General features: G+C 69.0%; 5 protein-coding genes and 1 pseudogene. 5 read left to right on the top strand and 1 reads right to left on the bottom strand.

The genetic code is table 11. The annotated features are described in order from the left end of the window. Positions 1–230: 230 nt before the first annotated feature. Positions 231–875: pseudogene (locus tag H4O13_04800) on the bottom strand (glycine dehydrogenase (aminomethyl-transferring)). 445 nt (positions 876–1,320) lie between these two features. On the opposite strand from H4O13_04800, the gene H4O13_04795 reads away from it, so the two are divergent. From H4O13_04795 to H4O13_04775, 5 genes are read left to right on the top strand one after another with little or no spacing between them, the layout of a single operon-like run. After that, on the top strand, positions 1,321–2,919 hold the full coding sequence (locus H4O13_04795) for a hypothetical protein (GenBank protein ID MBE5314704.1): 1,599 nt from the start codon (positions 1,321–1,323) through the stop codon (positions 2,917–2,919). Positions 2,920–2,928: 9 nt separating this feature from the next. Further along, on the top strand, positions 2,929–7,290 hold the full coding sequence (locus H4O13_04790) for a hypothetical protein (GenBank protein MBE5314703.1): 4,362 nt from the start codon (positions 2,929–2,931) through the stop codon (positions 7,288–7,290). Position 7,291: 1 nt separating this feature from the next. After that, on the top strand, positions 7,292–9,490 hold the full coding sequence (locus H4O13_04785) for a hypothetical protein (protein MBE5314702.1): 2,199 nt from the start codon (positions 7,292–7,294) through the stop codon (positions 9,488–9,490). Further along, positions 9,487–13,665 (top strand): hypothetical protein, encoded by a 4,179-nt coding sequence (locus H4O13_04780; GenBank protein ID MBE5314701.1) that lies wholly within the window; start codon positions 9,487–9,489, stop codon positions 13,663–13,665. Before H4O13_04785 ends, H4O13_04780 begins: the two co-directional genes overlap by 4 nt. Continuing rightward, on the top strand, positions 13,662–18,182 hold the full coding sequence (locus H4O13_04775; GenBank protein MBE5314700.1) for a hypothetical protein: 4,521 nt from the start codon (positions 13,662–13,664) through the stop codon (positions 18,180–18,182). The genes H4O13_04780 and H4O13_04775 overlap by 4 nt, the downstream gene beginning before the upstream one ends. Positions 18,183–18,245 lie beyond the last annotated feature (63 nt).

The following is an 18,245-nucleotide window of genomic DNA, read 5'->3' as shown; positions in this document are numbered from 1 at the left end:
GACCCTCCAAGCGGACCGAGTTCGCTGGAGCTGCCGTTGCTCAAGCCAATCGCCTTCCGCGCTCCAATTCCTTCGCTGCAGGTGCCCACTCGCGCTGCACGCTCCAGACTTCCGTCGATGCGAGGCAAGCACGGTGGCCGTGAAGATGACGGTGGCCGTGAAGATGCAGGACGCAGAAGCGCGGAAACTGCCTGCGCCCCTTCGGTCCGGGGCGCAGGTTGTTCAGTGCTTCACGCCGCCTCGTCCCGATACGCATCCGGCGTCGGGCAGGTGCAGATCAGGTTGCGATCGCCGAACACGTTGTCGACGCGGCCGACCGGGCACCAGTATTTGTCGGTGCGGGCGACGCCGGCAGGGAACACCGCCTCCTCGCGGCTGCAGGCGCGGTTCCAGTCGGCATCCACCAGATCGTGCACGGTGTGCGGCGCATGACGCAGCGGGCTCTGCTCGATGCTGAAGCGGCCGGCCTCGACTTCGGCGATCTCACGGCGGATCGCGATCATTGCGACGCAGAAGCGGTCGATCTCGACCTTGGCCTCGGACTCGGTCGGCTGGATCATCAATGTGCCCACCACCGGGAAGCTCATGGTAGGCGCATGGAAGCCGTAGTCGATCAGGCGCTTGGCGATGTCGTCCACGCTGACGCCGCAGCTGTCCTTCAGCGGGCGCGGATCGATGATGCACTCGCGCGCGACGCGGCCGTTGCGGTTGCGGTACAGGGTCGGGAAATGCGGCTGCAGGCGATCGGTGATGTAGTTGGCCGACAGGATCGCGACCTCGGTGGCCTTCTTCAGGCCCTCGCCGCCCATCATCAGAATGCAGGCGTAGCCGATGGGGAGGATCGAGGACGAACAGAACGGCGCCTATCCCGCGGCACGCCGGCCTGATCGGCAAGCCAACCGGCGATCACGCGCTGCAAGATGCCCAGCACCGGGCTGACGGCGTTGGGCTTCCTGGAGAACAGGAAACGCAAGGGCTACGGAACACTCAGCCCCAGTGCCGCACCGACCGCGGGCCGAACACCTTCTTCACCACATGCCGCGCCGACTCCGCCATGCGGCGAGCGCCGCAGCTGGGGCAAGCGGCTGACAACCTGTCAGTTCTGACAACGCGACTCCCGCGCTCTTGCAAGCCAGTGCTGCGGTGGGAAAGCGGCACGATTGCACTGGCCTGCTCTGTCAGTTCTGACAGGTCGCGCTATATCGGTCGCCGGTGATTCAATATGGCTTAGCAAAACGTCGACTGAAATGTTACATCCCCGCATATTGCTTCCGCCGTGCAGGGCCAATGGGTTTCCGTTTAACCAGCGGAGGGAGCGCTTTGAGTGATCCATGGGATGCGGTAGCGTTCAACGTTCAGCACCAGCTGACACAGCCCTCGTTCGACGACCCCAAGTCGGCGCATAACGAGTATCTGGCCTGCCTGACCAAGGTGGACCAGAACCCGGTGGACAAGAGCTGGTACCTGCTGTTCGACATGATCCCGGTCGAATACGCGCTGCTTGCGCTGAGGAAGCCGCCGCGGCGCTGGCCCCTGCTGCCCACCATCCTGCTGCATGTGACGGGCAGCGCGGACAGCGTGGTGAGCAATGTGCTGAAGGCCGGCACCGACGGCCCCATCGAGGGCTCGTGGTATTCGCTGTTCCTGGTGGAAGGGGGCGACCCCAAGCAGGTGCTGTTGGGCGAGCTGTACCCCCCGGCCGACGAGTTCACCGCCGGCAAGGGCGACGTGTGGACGCCGCGCTACGGCTATTGGCAAATCGCCGATTGGAACCTGCTGTGGATACCCGCTGTGCAGGGCCCCGAAGTCGTGCTCGTGCGGCCGTCCAGGCAGAACGCGGCCGGGCCCCTTCAGCTGGACGGCGACCGTACGCGCGGCAAGAAGCGCTCGTTCACCGACATGAACGGTCTGCCCCTGGGCGGCGCGGTCACGGGGCCGCCCACCAAGCGCCTCAAGCTCGCCCCGGCCTTGGTGGTGCTGCCGCCGCCGTCGTCCGGCGCACTCGGCGTGATGAACGTCGGTCAGGGCGGCTGCAACCTGCTGTTCAACCGCGCCATGGAGCCCGTTTTCTACTACGACACCGGCTACCCTCTCGGCTTCTTCCGCGGCACGCTGCCGGCCAACATGCGGCGCGACCTGGGCACGTTCACCGGTCCCATTTACAACAACGCCGCCGGCGGCGTGCCCATCATCCTGTCGCACTGGGACTGGGACCATTGGCGCCTGGGCGCGGCGCCGGCCTTCGGCGGCAGCACCTTGGCCGCGTGCAATTGGGTGTATCCGCAGCAGCCCATGAGCCCCACGGCGCAGAACTTCATCAACCACCAGATCGCCGGCGCACAGGCGCAAGTGCCAGCGGGAACGCCGCCGCAGGTGCTGAATTACGGCGCCGGCACGCCCAACGCCTTTTCGTACACGCTCTACAAGTACGTGCCGCCGGGCGGCGCTTTCGGCGGCATCCTCATCAACAATTCGGGCCTGGCCCTGCGCGTTCCGGTCGATGTCGCGGCGGGCGCGGCCTCGCAGTTCCTTCTGACGGGCGACGGCAACTTCGTCTACCTGCCCCTGGCCGCGCGTGCCGGGCTGACGGGCATCGGCGCCGTGCACCACGGCTCCATCGCTCACGGCGCCAGCGCCAACCTGCCCGCCATTCCGGGCGGCGCGGCCAGCGGCTACATCGCCTACTCGTACGGCATCAACCCGGCGACGGGCAACCACGCCTATGGCTTCCCGGTGGCGGGCGCCGTCGCCAACTACCAGGCCGCCGGCTGGACCGCGCCAACCGAAACCGGCACGGCAGAAGGCGCGGCGTTCAACGCCGGCGCCAACCCGGGCAATGTCCGCCTCGGCAACCAGGCTGCACTGGGCGGCGCCTACGCCGCCACCGCCTTCGCCGCCATCGGCCACGGCATTGCCTAGGGACCCGCCATGACCGCCGCACCCTCCCCAATCACCACGCTCGACCAGGCCAAGGCCTGGCTCAGCGGCCTGCCGGCCGGCGGCGCCGCCGCCATCGGGCCCGGGCTGTTCGGCCCCGCCATCGTCCAGCAGGTGTTCCAGGTGATCGCGCACCCCGGCGACTTCGCGCTGTCGAGCATCGCCGTGGACCTGAACGCCGCCCGGCTGACGGGCACGGCAACTGTGTTGGGCGAGACCTGCGTGCTCACCTTCAGTTTCGAGGACGTCGACGACGCGCTGATCCTCGGCCTGGCCGTGGCCCGTCCCAAGAGCTACCGGTGGCAGCCCCTGCCGGCGTTCACCAGCTTGTCGCTGGGCAACCTCGTCGCGCAGGTGACCGCGGATCCGGGCGCCGGCGCGGTGACGCTGGCCTTCGGCGCCATCCTGTTCGCCGACGGGACCGAGTTCGACGCCCTGCTCACGCTGCCCGCCGTTCCGGGCGCGGACTGGACGCTCACCGTCTCGGAAAACACCTCGCAGCCCTTCAGCACCGAGCTGATGACGGCGCTGAGCGGCGGCACACAGGCGTTGTCGCTGCTGCCGGCTTCCAGCTTTCCGCTGGAGCACTTGACGCTGAGCGCGTTCGAGATCGCCTTCAGCCCGGGCGCGGGCAAATGCTCTGGATTGAAGCTGGGCCTCGCCTTCAACCCCGACCCGCCGTGGAAGCCCTTCGGCAACCACTTCGCGTTCACCGGCTTCGAGTTCGATTTTGTCGGCCACTTTGACGGCGAAACGAGCTTCCAGGCCGTGGCCACCGCGAAGACCCAGATCGGCCCGGCCCACGTCGACGCCTCCGTGCAGTTCGATGTGTCGGGGTCGTCCACCGACCAGGCGATCACCGTCTATCTCGAGCCGGACACCCGGCTGTCGGTGGGCGACGCCTTCACCGCCTTTGGCGTCACGCTACCGCACAACTTCCCGGACATCGGGCTTTCGGTGCTTTCGCTGGGCTACTACGTCTCGGCCCAGCACGTCGACTTCGCGCTGGCGATCGACAAACCGTTCGAGATCGCGCATGGCGTCGAGCTGGACAAGTTCCACTTCAACCTGGGCATTTCCTACCAGGGCGGCATCACCGGCCACGGCGAACTGCTCGCGGTGTTCTCGATCCCGGTAGACGCGCGCCACGGGGTCAGCCTGGAGCTTATCGGCGCCTACGACAGCGGCGGCGCGCTGTCGCTGTCGGCCAAAGCCGGCAGCCTGCCCGCGGGCGACCTGATCGCGGCGCTGCTCAAGAAGTTCGGCATCGCCGCTAGCGCGATCCCGGCGCCCATCGCCAACCTGCAGATCACGCTGATCGAGCTGGACTTCACGCGCACCACCGGGCAGAGCGCCACCGACACCTTCGACTTTTCCTGCGACGCCACCACCACCGTCGCGGGTGCGACGGCGGGGCTGAAGATTCGCGTCACCATCACCTACGACGAGGTCAAAAAGGCTTGGTCGGCGCTGTTCACGGGCGTGCTAACGCTCAAGCCGGATGCGAACACGTCGCTGGAATTCGACGTGGTGTTCAGTAGGGCGCCGGCCGACACCTGGTTTCTGGCCAGCTTCAAGTCCACCCGGCCGCTGGGCTTCGGCGACATCGCCAAAGTCTTCGGCTTCGAGCTGCCGCCAGTTCCGCAGGGGCTCAATCTCGACCTCATGCAGATCACCCTGCGCTATGACGCGCCCAAAGGCCAGGCCAGCTCATTGTTCGTCGGCGCGGCGTCGGCCAATCCCAACTACGGCAAGGTCAGCTACATCACCCAGGCGGGCCAGGCTGGAGCCGCCCGCCAGCATGTTTTCGTCCTCGCGGCCAACCGCACGCTCAGCCTGGCGCAGCTGCCGCTGGTCGGCCCCGAGCTGGCCAAGATCGGTGAGGTAGCGCTGGAAAAGATCCAGGCCGCGATTGCGTTCCCGGCGCCGCTGGCCGGCACGGCAGCGAACCTGCTCAACACGCAGATCGCCGCGGCCGACCCGGACAGCGTCTTTCCCCGCATCCCGCTGGCGGGACTGGCCCAGCGCATCCTGCTGGCTGCCGAGCTGGACGTGTCGGGCAGCTCGCCCCGCCCGGTGAGCATTCCGCTGGGCGGCGGCGGCGCGCCCCAGCTCGCGCTCATCGGCCTAGCGTCGGCCGACACTGGTGGCACCACGAGCTGGTTCGACGTGCAAAAGAGCATCGGTCCGGTGTCGATCCAGAAAATCGGCCTGCGCTACGCCGACAGCACGATCTGGGGCCTGATGAATGCCTCGCTCGAAGCGGGCCCCGTGCAACTGGGTCTCATCGGCCTCGGCGTGGGCTCACCCTTGGACAGCCTCAAACCTCGGTTCACTGTCGATGGTGTGACCATCAGCGTCAATGCCGGGCCCATGGGTTTCAGCGGCGCACTGGTCGGAAAGATCGACCCGGTGGACCTGTATGGCGAGCTGGGCCTGTCGCTGCCCAGCTTCTCCATCGGCGCGCTGGGCGCCTATGCGAATTACCAGGGGCACCCGAGCTGCTTTCTGTACGCGGTGCTCAATGCGGAGCTGGGCGGCCCGCCCTTCTTCTTCGTCACGGGCCTGGCGGCCGGGTTCGGCCTCAACCGGGAGCTGGTGGTGCCTCCGGTCGGCTCACTGGGCGATTTCCCGCTGATCGCATGGGCCAAGGGCGGCGGCCCCAACTCCACCTCGGGCGGCGACACCGGCGGCAAGGTGCAGGACGCGATGCAGCGGCTGGCCAGCAGCGGCGTGGTAGCGCCGTCCATCGGCGAGTACTGGCTCGCGGCCGGCATCCGCTTCAGCTCGTTCCAGCTGATCGACAGCTTCGCGCTGCTGGTGGTGAAGTTCGGCAACGAATTCGAGATCGACCTGCTGGGCCTGTCGTCGCTGTCCCTGCCGCCGGATGACATCATCAACCCGATCGCGCTGGCCGAGCTGGCGCTGGAGGCGTCGTTCCAGCCGGCGCACGGCCTCATCGCCGTGTCGGGCCAGCTGACGCCACGCTCGTTCCTGCTGTCGCGGCAATGCCACCTGACGGGCGGCTTCGCCTTTTACATGTGGTACGGCAAGGACCACCCGGGCGAGTTCGTGCTCACGCTGGGCGGCTACAGCCCACGCTTCAACAAGCCTTCCCACTACCCTGATGTGCCGCGGCTGGGGCTGAACTGGCAGGTGACGGACCAGCTCAGCATCAGCGGCGACGAGTACTTCGCCCTCACGGCCAGCGCGGTGATGGCCGGCGGTGGGCTGCGCGCCGTGTGGTCCAGCGGGTCCATCCGCGCATGGTTCGTCGTCGAAGCGGACTTCCTGCTGCTGTTCAAGCCGCTGCACTACTTCATCAGCGTGTCGATCGAACTTGGCGCGTCGGTGCACATCGACCTGTGGTTCACCTCGTTTACCATCACCGTGCACCTGGGCGTAGATGGCGAAATCTGGGGCCCGCCCTTCGGCGGCCGCGTGCACGTGGACCTGGACATCGTGTCCTTCACCATCGGCTTCGGCGCCGATGAAGTCGTGCCCCAGTCGATCGAATGGCCGGATTTCGTGCGGCAGGTGCTCCCCAGCCGTCAGGCGAGCGCGAAGCCCCAGGCCCTGTCGGGCAAGGCCGACACCGCCAAGCCGCCGGTGGTGCAGATCAACGGCGTGACCGGCATCCTGCGCACGCTGCCTCCTGTGGCCGGCGCCGCCTTCCCGCTGGACTGGCTGGTGGACGGTGACACGATCGAGCTGGCCATCGCCAGCAGCATTCCGGTCGTCACGCCCGTGCTCCAAGGGTCACGCAACGCCACTCTGGCCGCGGACCCTCACGACACGAGCACCTGGGAGACGCACATCGCCGTCGGCCCCAGCGACATCGCGCCCGGCCAGTTCACCTCGACACTCACAGTGACGGCGGATTCGCCGGAGGACACGACGTTCTTCGCCACGCGCACCATCGGCGCGGTGCCGCGCGCGCTGTGGAACCTGCGCCAGCTCGATGCGCACGGCATCCCCACCGGCATCGATCCCCTGGCGGACACGGTCATCCCCGATGCTTTGACCGGGCTCACCATCATCCCCGAGGTCCCGGCCGGGCAGAAAACCCTGCCGGTCGACATCCAGTACTTGCGCTACACCGAGGACGGCCCTCGCATCCCATTGCCGGCCAGCGACGCGTCGGTGTTCACGGTGGACCCGTTCTCCGGCGAGACAGTGCACGCCACCATCACGCAGCCGGTGCCTGCCGCCAACCGAGCGGCCGTGATCGCCGCCGCAACCCGCGCCGGCTTCGGAGTCGGTACCAGCGTGGATGTGTCGTCTCTGGCCGATCCGCGGTCGGGATCGTTGCTGGCGCAGCCGGCGCTGCGCTACCTGGTGGAGGCACGCTGACATGGCAAGCGTCGACAAAGCGGTGACCTTCACCGAGTTCAAGGAACCCAAGCTGAAGTCCGGCGTGTACGGGTTGCACGCCGAACTCAGCGCGGGGGGGCCCAAAGGCCCGCCCATCAGCTTCACGGCGGACGCGCGTTTCGCCGTGGCCGGGCTGCGCTTCCGGCTGGGCGGCGACGACCTCGTGTCGGTGTTTCCGCCGGCGCTGGCCACCGGCGAGTTCGGCGGCGTGCTACCGCATGTGGTGCTGGCGCGGCCCACGCTGCCCTGGCAACGCACCAGCGTCGCCGGCGCCGGCAACGCCAATGTCCCGTGGCTGGCCGTGCTCACGCTTCAGCAGGACGAACTGGCGGCGTTGCCCGCACCCGCCGTGACCGCGAAGACGGCCGCCGACCTAGTGCCCCAGGGCACGCCGATCAGCGTGGCAGGCCAGGCGGCCGGCGCATCCAGCGGGGTCGGTGCGATGCCGCCGGGCACGGTCGCAACGCCGGGCCTTTCGCTGCTGGACTACGGCGAAAGCGCGGCGGACCCGGTCAACGTGGTCGACCTGGCCGTACCGCTGTTCAGCCGCATCGCGCCCACCGCCGCCGACCTGGCTCTGCTGGCCAATGTCCGCACCACCGACACGCACGACAGCGTCGACAACACCGACACGCAGCTGACGCGCGCCATCGTGCTGGGCAACCGGGCCGGCCGCGTGGGCGGCAAGGCCCTCGCGCTGCTGGTGTCGCTGGAGAACCTGGGCTCCTACCTCCCCGACGAGCAGGGCAACCCCAGCGCTGCCTTCGGCGGCGCGACCACCATCCGGCTGGTCGTCCTCAACAGCTGGCCATTCACGGTGACCGACGGGGGCGCGACGCTGGAGCACTTGCTGACCCACTTGAACAGCAGCGGTATCGCCACGGTGCGCATGCCCGGCGCCGCCGTCGACGCCGCGCGGGTGCAGGCCGCCACCGCGGCGCAGCCCACGGGCATCGGCGACGCCGACGCCGACGCGCTGGTCGCGAATGCCCTGGCCGCCGGGTATGTGCCGATGGACCATCACCTGCGCGAAGCCGGCAAGACCGTCTCCTGGTACCGAGGCCCCTTGCTGCCGTACGGCATGGCGGCACCGGCGCCGCCACCCGCCGTCTCAGGCCCCGACGCCTTGCTGCGTTACGACCCCACGCTGGGCATGTTCGACACGTCGTATGCCGCGGCCTGGCAGCTGGGCCAGCTGATGGCGCTGCAAAGCCGCAGCTTCTCGTTGGCGCTGCTGCAATGGAAGCACCAGTCCGCCCGGTCGGCGGCCATCGCCGGCGAGGCATCGGCCTTCATGGCGAGGCTGACCGAGGGCAACGCCACCGCGCTTCCGAGTTTCACAAACCGGCTGCGCGCCAACGGCCTAGGCGATCCGCAGCCTGCCCAGGTGATCGCGGACTTCATCGGCGCCCTGCGGCTGCTGCGAGGCGTGCCATTTGGTTACCTTGTGCCCAACGAGCAGATGCTGCCGCCGGAGTCCTTGCGCATGTTCAGCCTCGATCCGGCGTGGATGGAAGCGCTGGTGGACGGCGCGTTCAGCATCGGCCGGTCGTCGCAGGCCCAGGCGGCGCGGGACGCGGGCCTGGCGCGCGCGATACGGCCGCTGTCCATCCAGGCGGCGCGGGGCCGGCGGCGCAACGACCGGCCGCACCTCGCGCAACTCAAGGCCGGCGCGAGTTCGTCGCAGCTGGCGGTGACGGGGCTGCTGATCCGCTCGCAGGCGATACGCAACTGGCCCCAGCTGCAGATCGACGGCTACAGCGACACGGATGACAGCCACCCGCCGGACGTGGCCAAACTAAGCATGACCAACCTCTCGCAGGACGTTCTGCTGTGCCTGTTCGACGGGCCGGTGCGGATGATCGCCATCCACCAGCCGCCCGAACAGCTGCATTCGGGCGTCGAGCTCGCCACCGACGGCAGTGCGAGCACGACCTTGCGCGCCGTGGCCGGCGACCACGCCGGGCTGCAGTACCCCGTGCAGCCCCACGGCACGGCGCGGATCGCGATGCGCTCCGACGCGCTGACCATCCGTGCCGCGGCCGGCGGCGAGGCGATCCGCACGCAGCTCAACACCTGGTTCGGCCAGTCGTTGGCCCGCATGAGCGCCAACGAGTTCGCGCTTCAGATGGTCAAGGGCGTGGTCCGGGTCGAGTACCTCGTCGGGGAGACAGCATGAAAGCCAGCACGGCCGGCAACACGGGCTGGGTGGTTCCGGTGGACGTGGTGGCGTTCTGCGTCGGCACGATCGACGCGGAACGCACCGGCAACTTCGCCGGCACCACCATCGACTATTCGTCGCTGACCGCGCAGAACCCCCAGGCGTTTCTCGGCGGCAATGCCAGCCGCGGCCTGGGCAATGACGCACTGATCCCGCTGGGGCCGGGTGTCCATCTGCATTGGGCCCTGCCAGATGCCATCACGCGCGCCACCGACAGCGGGCAGGGCCTGGATTTCCCGGCGGCGCCCAACCGCTGGCTGGTCACCCGGCTGGTGCTGCAGGGCGGCGCATTCACAGCCACATCATTCGTCGTGGCCAGCGACCAGCTCAATGAGCACGCGCCCAGCCCCACCGCCATGCGCGTGCCGGTCAAGCCCGCCCAAGCGCAGGCGGCTGGAAACGCCGGACTGCCCGACTTTCACTACCTGGGGCAAAGCTGGCCCCTGGCGGACTATCCGCAGGCCTTGACGGGGCGCTCGCTGGCCGAGGGCACGGGCTTCGCCCTCAGCGCCGTTTCCAATGGCGTGCCGTCTTTCGCGTCGTACTACCCGGAAAGCCGCAACAGCTTCGGCCTGTGGGACCGGCTCGAAGGCGTGCCGGCCGGGGCGCGGCTGGCCTATGTGGTGAGCGGCTGGTACGAAGGCGGCGTCAATGACCCTGTGAGCCATGCCGCGGCCGCCAACAGCTCGCGCGCCGAGTGGCTGGGCCGCAACCACAACTGGACAGCGGCCGGCGATCCCGAACCCGCCTACACGCTCTACAGCGGCAGCGTCAGCGAAATCACCTGGGACTCGGGGCGCAATTACGTGCCGGCCGATCCGCCGCCCGTCACCGCGGCGGCGGCCCTCGGCAATTCGCCCGCCGAAGCGCTGGCTGCGTTCTTCACGCAGGCGCTGAAGCTGGGCACGCCCGAAGTCGAACAGCTGCTGACGGCGTTCCAGCAGGGCCTGTGGCCCAAGCTGAGCCAGCCGCAACCGGCGATGCTGGCGCGCCTGGCCGAGGAATTGCACGACAACCAGTTCCGCACGCTGGAAGCGCAAGTTGCCTACACGGTGTTCCAGAGCGACCGCGAGGCCGAGGCCATCCAGTTGCCGCAGGGCATCGCCAACCAACTCGATGCGCTGAATGCAGCGGCCGCCTTGCTGTTCGAGGCCAAAACCGAGGTAGACGCCTTCCGCTGGCGGGTGTTCGCCGACTGGTACCGCTACTTCCTGACGCCTCCGCTCAACCAGGCGGCCGTGTTCACCCATCTGCTGCAGCAGCTCGCGCCCCTGTGGACGCCCGGCGGCCTGCAGGCGCGGCTCGCCGACGCGCAGGCCGACCACGACCGGCAGCTCAGCGGCCTTCACGACGCCATCGCCGCGCGCAAGGACCTGTCGGTGCGCAAGGTGCCAGGGCGCCGCTTCTTCCAGGCCAACGAGCCGGTCCTGTTGCTCAACGCCGCCGAGCTGGCCAAGCCCGCGCGCTACGGCGGCGACGGCAACCACCGCGCGGACGGCAAGCTCGCCTGCCGCGCCACCGGCGACATCGTGTCCGCGCTGAAGATCAACGGCACGTCGCGCGCCTCTGCCGATTTCGCCGCGGCCGCCGCGCTGGGGGCGGCGCACCTGCCGCACGGCGCGGACCTGTCGGCGCTGATCGCCGAGGCCTGCCTGCTGAACGTCGATTGCGCAGCGGCTTGGTCGGGCGCGGCGCGCAACGCGCTGGAGGACGGCTTATCGGCGCTGCTGGCGGGGCAGCAAGCCGGCAACCCCTGGCAGGTCACGCAGGGCACGCCGCCCTCGCCGGTCGCCATCACCCGGTGGAACGACAACCCTTGGCTGCCCATTTTCCTGACCTGGGACGTCGCGTTCGCGCCGGTTGCCGACACAGGCGGCGGCCTGACGCCGTACACGCCCGACTTCTTCACCAGCCGCTTCCAAGTCGACCCCGGCGCCGGCAGCTTCGTGAGCTACGGCCCCGGTCCGGGACGCATCGACCCGCAGGCCGCCGACTACTCGGGGCGTTACCGGGGCCACACGCTGCTGTCGGGCAAGCCGGCGGAGAACTTCCGCACGCTGATCGAAAAGCTGCCGCCCCACACCCCTGACCCCACGCTGGCCGCCATCCTCGGCCAGCTGGACCAAGGCGGCTTCCTGGTGCAGCCGCTCGCGGGCTTCGACCACGCGCTGCTGAACATGGTGGCGCTGATGCAGGTGGCGGTGGTGAGCCCGCCCCAGGCGGGACCCGCGGCGCGGACCCTCACGCAGTTCGCGAGCAGCGTGCTGCAGACCGGGCGCCTGCCGGTGGTGTGGGATGTCACGCCCGAATTCGACCGGCCCTTCAACCCGATCCGGGCCGGCTTTCTGCAAGTCGGCTCACCGGGCTTCCAGCTGCAGGCAGTCGATGCGTTCGGCCAGCGCCGCCCGGTGCTGCTGGCGCCGCAGCCGGCCATCGCCGCGTCGATGGCGGCGACGGGGCCCGCACAACAACCAGCGCCCGGCTTCGCCTACGCGGCGCCGCGCCTGGCGCAGCCGGCGCGCGTGGCGTTCCAGTGGCTGTCGGCCGCGAGCGGCGGCACCTGCGAACCCGGCAACCACCCCTCCACCAGCCCCATCTGCGGCTGGCTGCTGCCCAACCACCTGACCCAGGGCTTCTTTCTGTACGACGCCGCCGGCCGCCCGCTCGGATCGCTGTTCGTGGGCGGTGACGACACGGGCGCGCGCACACGGGTGGTATGGCAAGGCGCTCCCGGCAACGACGCCGACATCGACCTCGCCATCGATGCCGATCCGGTGCTCGCGGCGGCCGACCCGCGCCTGCGGGCGGTGGCCTTGCAGCTGGGCCTCAACACCAGCGTGACCGACTTCGAGGCGTACTACCGGTGCGTGGACACGGCGTGCGAGTCGGTCAACCCGGGCGACCCGGCGAGCAACTCCGACCTGGCCGTGCTGATCGGGCGGCCGGTCGCACTGGTCCAGGCCCGCCTGCGCCTGGAACTGCTGGGCCCGCCCTCGCTTTCGCAGAACAGCGCGTGCCTGGGCGCCGGCGGCTGGACCGACACCAGCGCCGGCCTCAACGAGGTGGACTTCCCCGTCGCCCTGGGCAAGCTGGACCGGCTGGACGACGGGCTGGTCGGCTTCTTCAAGCAAGCCGGCGCCGGCGCCTACGACCTCGACACGTTCTACAGCGACGCCGCGGCGGCCAGCAGCGGCGCGGTGGCGCGGCCCGGGCCGCAGACGCTGCTGCTCAACGCCACGCCGCGCCTGCCGGACCAGGCCGGCCACAGCCCGCATGAAGAGCAGGACGTGCTCATGCTCGTGGACCCGCGAGCCCCGGTCCACGCGGTCACCGGCATCCTGCCGACGCAGGAGCTGGTGATCCCGGCCGACCAGGCCAGCGCGGCCATCGGCATTCTCGAATTCTCGTTCGCCGTGATGCCCTTGCTGCGGGCTGCGGGTGGGCTGGCACTGCCGTTGCCCAGCGAGCCGGGCCTGGAAGTCGCCTACCTAGAACAGCGGGTGCAGGGCGATGGCCGCGCATGGGTCACCCTGCCGGAAATCGCCGCGCCGGTGGCCACTGCCGTCTGGAGCTACACACCTCAATCGCTGACGGAAGGCTGGCTTCGCTTCAACCCCTCGGTGCTGACCGTCGCGCTGGCCACGGCCGGCGGGCAGCCCATCGCGCAGGGCGGCGCGGTGCAGGGCCTGCAGCTGTCCATCGTCAACCGGGCGCCCACGGCCATCACCTTCCAGCCGGGCGGGCCGGTGGCCGAATCGCACAGCCCCCTGGGGTCAATCTTCTACATCCACCTCGGGCAACTCGTGGATGACGCCGACTGGCCGGCGATCGCCTTCGCGGCCCCCGGCTGGACCTTCACTCCCTATGCCGACCCGATCTACGGCTCCTATGTGGCGGTGACCTGCGCGCAGCCGGTCACGTTGGCAGCGCTGCGCGATGGCGGGGGCGCAGAGGCCACGCAGGCATCGACGATCACGGTCGCCTTGACGGGGGTCAAGGCCTCTGCCAGCGCCAGCCAGGCGCACATAGCCATCGACTACTACGCCGTGCAGGGCGTCAACGATGGAGTCGCCCGCACGTCCATCACGATCAACCAGCCGCAACACCAGGTCGTCACCAGGAGAACCTCATGATCGCCGCACTCAACGTCCCGACAAGCTTCGAGCTCGGCAATCCCGGGGCGTCCAACACGCTCTACATCAGCAGCGACCCCGCCGACAACCAGGCCACGCTGTCGGTCACGTTCGGTGCGGCCACCACCCTGACGCCGGGAACGCTGGTGCCTTACGAGAGCGCGGGCGCGTCGGCGCAAACACTGATCTACCTGGACCTCACCGCGCTGCAGCTGGACGCCGCCACCCTGCAGGCCCTGCTTCTGACCGCCGAGGGCTGGACCTCCGCGGCCTATGCGCAGGACAACATGGTCGCGATCACGCCTGTCTCCACCGTTGAGGTGGCGGCCGGCCAGACGGTCTCGTTCGCGCTCACGGGCTTCGTCCTGCCGGACAGCCCCGGCACGCCGACGGTGGCGATCAACCTCGACATCTTCCACGTGCCGGGCATCGCCACGGGACCGTACGCGGCAATGTATTCGACGAGCGTGGCGCTCGCCTACCCGGCCAGCGGCAAGCAGGACCTGCACGACGTGCTGGAGTTCCGGATTTCACCGGACACCGTGAACCTGAGCACGCCCAGCTACCCGCCGGTCGCGAATCAGCTACAGCTGATCCTTGCACCGAAGGATGGCCAGCCGACGGTCAACGCCGGGGCGCAGACCGTGTTCAACCTGTCGGTGGTGTACGCGGCCGACGCGGTCGGCTACGGCGCGTTGATGACGCCCGAGCAGGGCAGCGCCATCTCCATCCCCCAGCCCCAGGGCACGCAATGGTCCATCAGCAACGTCGCGGGCACCGCCGGCCGCAGCTGGAACTTCACGCTGCCCGAAGGCCAGGCCATCCCTTCGGCGGGCGGCCAGCCGGTGGCTTTCGACTTCTCGCCGCTGGTGAGCAGCCTGCGGCCGGGGCCGACGCTGGTTCTCTTGAGCTATTCCGGCGTGCCGGGCTACAAGGACGGCACCTTCTCGTTCACGCTGCAGAAGCAGCCCCACGTGCAGATCATCGACTTCCACGTCACGCCCCCGCTCAGCGAGCTGACCGGCGGCAGCGCGGCCGTGACGCTGAACTGGACAACGGCCGACGCCACCAGCCTGGAATTGCAGCCCGGCAACCACAACGTGACGGGCCTGACCAGCTTTCCCACGACCATCGACAGGACCACCACCTTCTCGCTCACTGCCTATGGTGCCGGCGGTCCGGCGCGCAACAACAGCGCGATCGCCAGCACCAAGGCCATGGTGGTGCCGGTGCTCAACCGGCTCACCGCCACGCCGGGCGCTATCGCCGCCGACGACTTTAGCAGCGGCAGCGCCACGGTGAACCTGAGCTGGGCGCTCAACGCGGGCGCCGGCACGGCCCTGCAGCTAGAGAGCAGCGAGACGGGGGTGATCGGGCAGAACTTCAGCGCCCTGGCCTCGACCGACGCGAACATCACCGAGCCGCAGATGTACACGCTGTCGATCACGGGCCAGCTCGATCCGCTGCAGCGCTGGAAATGCTACGTGCCCGCCTTCCAGCTGCAGCAGAAGGTCGCCGCGGTCGGCCAGGCCATGGCCGGGCCGGTCGCCGCGCCGGGCGCCAGCTATGTCGCCGCCGGCATGGCGGGCGGCCGCGTGTCCATCCGCAGCACGGCCAGCTACCAGGAAATCGCCAGCGTCACGGTGGGCGGCCAGCCCAAGTCCATCGCGTTCGCGCCCGACGGCAGCGCCTTCTATGCCGCGGACGCTGCGGGCGGGGCGGTGGTCGCCGTGGCCGTCACCACCACCACCGACACACCGCCCTGGTCGTTCGAGGCAGGCACCAGCTTCGCGGTGGGCGGTACACCGGGCCAGCTGGCCATGGCGCCCGGCGGCATGCTGTATGCCGCTGTGGCGAATGGCGCCAGCCCCGGATGGCTGGCAGCGATCGACACGGTGGCGGGAACGGTGACGCGTGTGGCGGCCGGGACCGGCACGAGCGGGGTCGCCGCGCTGCCCTCGGGCGCGCAGGTTTTCGTGAGCAACACCGCCGACGGCACGGTGTCGCAGTTCGGGCGCGCGATCGACGGCAGCTACCAGGCCATCCAGACGATCGCCAACCTGCCCGGCGCGGCGGGCCTCGCGGTCACCCCCGACGCCAACAGCCTCGTGGTGGGCTGCGGCGACGGCACCGTGCGCATCCTCGATGCGACCATGCCGACGGTCGCCAACCAGGCGGTGGTGAACGTAGGCGGAAAGCCGACGGCTGTCGCGCTGGACCCGTCGGGCACCTACGCCTTCGCGCTGGACACGGCCAACGGCCGGATCGCCATGATCAGCCTGGCCAAGCGCGCCTTGATCGGCGCGCCCGTCACGGTCGCGGCAGGCTCGACCGATATCAGCATCAGCCCGGACGGCATGATCGCTCTGGTCGGCGGCCCAAGCCTGAGCGTGGTCTCCTTGCAGACTTACCTGGGCCAGCCGGCGAGCGCCAACTGCAACGGCCTGATCAGCAACGCCGTGGCCAGCCCCGACTTGCAGCGGGTCTTCGCATGGGCGGATGCGTCGGTTTCGCATTCGCACATCCAGCCGGCCGTGGGCCTGCAGGTGTATGGCGTGCAGTCGCAAACCGTCACGCCGGTCTTCAAGGACCGCAAGATCATCGGCCTCACGGTGCCGACCCTGCCCAGCTTCAACACCGGGTTCCTGTCGATTCTGGGACAGAGCGGCTGCTACCCGCTGGACTGCGTGGGCCTGCAGCTGGGCGACCCGGTGGCCATGCCGCCCAAGGGCGGCGTGGCGATGCGCCAGCCCCTGGGGCTGGCCAGTTCGGCCGACGGCCAGACGGTTTTCACCGTCAGCCGCGACGGTGACAACGCCTACAGCCTCGTGGTCATCCAGGCGCAGGCGGGCGGCAGCTGGCAGGTGACGGCCGACGTGCCGCTGTACACCGCCAGCTTCAACGCCTTGAGCGTCCCGCTGGTGGCCGCGCCCGACGGGTCGGCCGCGTACGTGTACGACAGCACCAACGGGCAGGTTTGGGTCGCCACCCGCGACGGAGCCGGCAATGTGTCGGTCAATCCGTCGCCGCTGGCGGCGCCCGGGCAGATCGCTCAGGGCTTCGTCATGGCCGGCGACGGGCGCAAGGCCTATCTCGCGGTGCAGCAAGGCGCCAACACGGTCTTCTACGTCATCGACACCGCGGCGAAGGCAATCCAGGCCTTCCCGCTGACCGAACCCGTGTCGACCGTGTCGATCCAGTCGATGGCGATCTCGCCCGACGGCACGCGGCTGTTCGCCACCGACCAGACCAATGGCTCCGTGCGGGTGATCGACACCTTGTCGCTGCGCTTCCTGCAGACCATCACCTGGCCGACCAGCCTGTCGCTGCCCATGGGCATCGCGGTGTCGGGCGACCAGTCGCGCCTGTTCGTCGCCACCGGCTCCGGCCGGCTCACGGTCGCCGGGCAGGTGCGGCCGATGCCGAGGGCCGCCCGCGCGACCCGGCTGTTCAGGGCGCTGGCGACGGGCCCGCAGCAAAAGGGCGTCTTCATCCGGCACCAGCCGGGCGACACACCCGGCCACAACGGCGGCACGTTCTCCGCCTGCCCCGACATCGTGCTGTCGGTGGACGCGCAGAACAGGCCGGCGCTGCTCGACCCCACCACGCTAATCACCGACCTGGGGTACGCCAAGGACTTCGGCAACGCGGTCAGCCAGGGGCAGGTGAACTACGTGTACTTGCGCGGCCTGAACAACGCCTCATCGTTCAACCCGCCGCCGGATGTCGATCCACGCTTCTGGTTGGCTTACGCGGTCAGCAACATCGTGCTGTGGCCGAACCAGTGGATGACGGACAAGATCACCGTGGGCACCGTGGGGCAGAACTACCAGGACTCGACCAATATCATCTACAACAACGCCACTGCGGGGCAGCTGATGACGACGAAGCAGCCCTTTCTGTGGTCGCCGCCCGTGCTGACTGACGGCAACCACTACTGCCTGATCTCGATGGCGGAAAACCCGCAGGATTCGCCGCCCTGGCAACCCGACCCCGGCAACTTCCAGAGCTTCAACGACCTGGTCACCTTCATCCTCACGAACGACTGGTTCGGTTGGCGCAACACGCAGGCGGTTCAGAGAACGCTGCCGACCTGGCAGAAAAAGTTTCCCATCGCCGGCCCGCCCAGTCCCGGCATCGCTCAGGTCGGGGTGAAGTGCACGAACATGCCGATCGGCGCGCAGTTCCAGTTCACGGTACCAGGGCCGAACGGCAAAACCGACGGGCTGAACACGGACGTGTTGACCATCTCCGACCCGAACCAGACCTACACCCTGCCGATGATGTTCCCGGCGAACTTCGACACCTACATGGTGCTGACCTACTATCAGAACGGCGCTCCGCAGCCGCCGACCGGCTCCAGCCTGATCTGCTACCTGGGCCAGTCGTCCAAGCAACTCCAATCCTTCATGTCGCTGGAAAGAATCCGGCGCCGCCCGGTCCGGGCCATCAACTTGGCCACTGGGCACTGGGACACCGTCCACCCGCTGGGATCGATGTCGGTGGTGTTCACCTAGGAACCTTCGTGCCGCCGCCCTTGCGCCAGCAGCTCGGGGTGCCGATCACTGCGTTCAGCCCGT

The organism is Lysobacterales bacterium, assembly GCA_014946745.1.
Classification (GTDB): Bacteria; Pseudomonadota; Gammaproteobacteria; order Xanthomonadales; family Xanthomonadaceae; genus Aquimonas.
This window is presented reverse-complemented; position numbering and strand designations above follow the sequence as displayed.

What these genes read in the sequence shown, in the direction of transcription:
- H4O13_04790 (MBE5314703.1), top strand. Translation starts at nt 2,929, where the DNA reads ATGACCGCCGCACCCTCCCCAATCACCACGCTCGACCAGGCCAAGGCC.
- H4O13_04785 (MBE5314702.1), top strand. Translation starts at nt 7,292, where the DNA reads ATGGCAAGCGTCGACAAAGCGGTGACCTTCACCGAGTTCAAGGAACCC.
- H4O13_04780 (MBE5314701.1), top strand. Translation starts at nt 9,487, where the DNA reads ATGAAAGCCAGCACGGCCGGCAACACGGGCTGGGTGGTTCCGGTGGAC.
- H4O13_04775 (MBE5314700.1), top strand. Translation starts at nt 13,662, where the DNA reads ATGATCGCCGCACTCAACGTCCCGACAAGCTTCGAGCTCGGCAATCCC.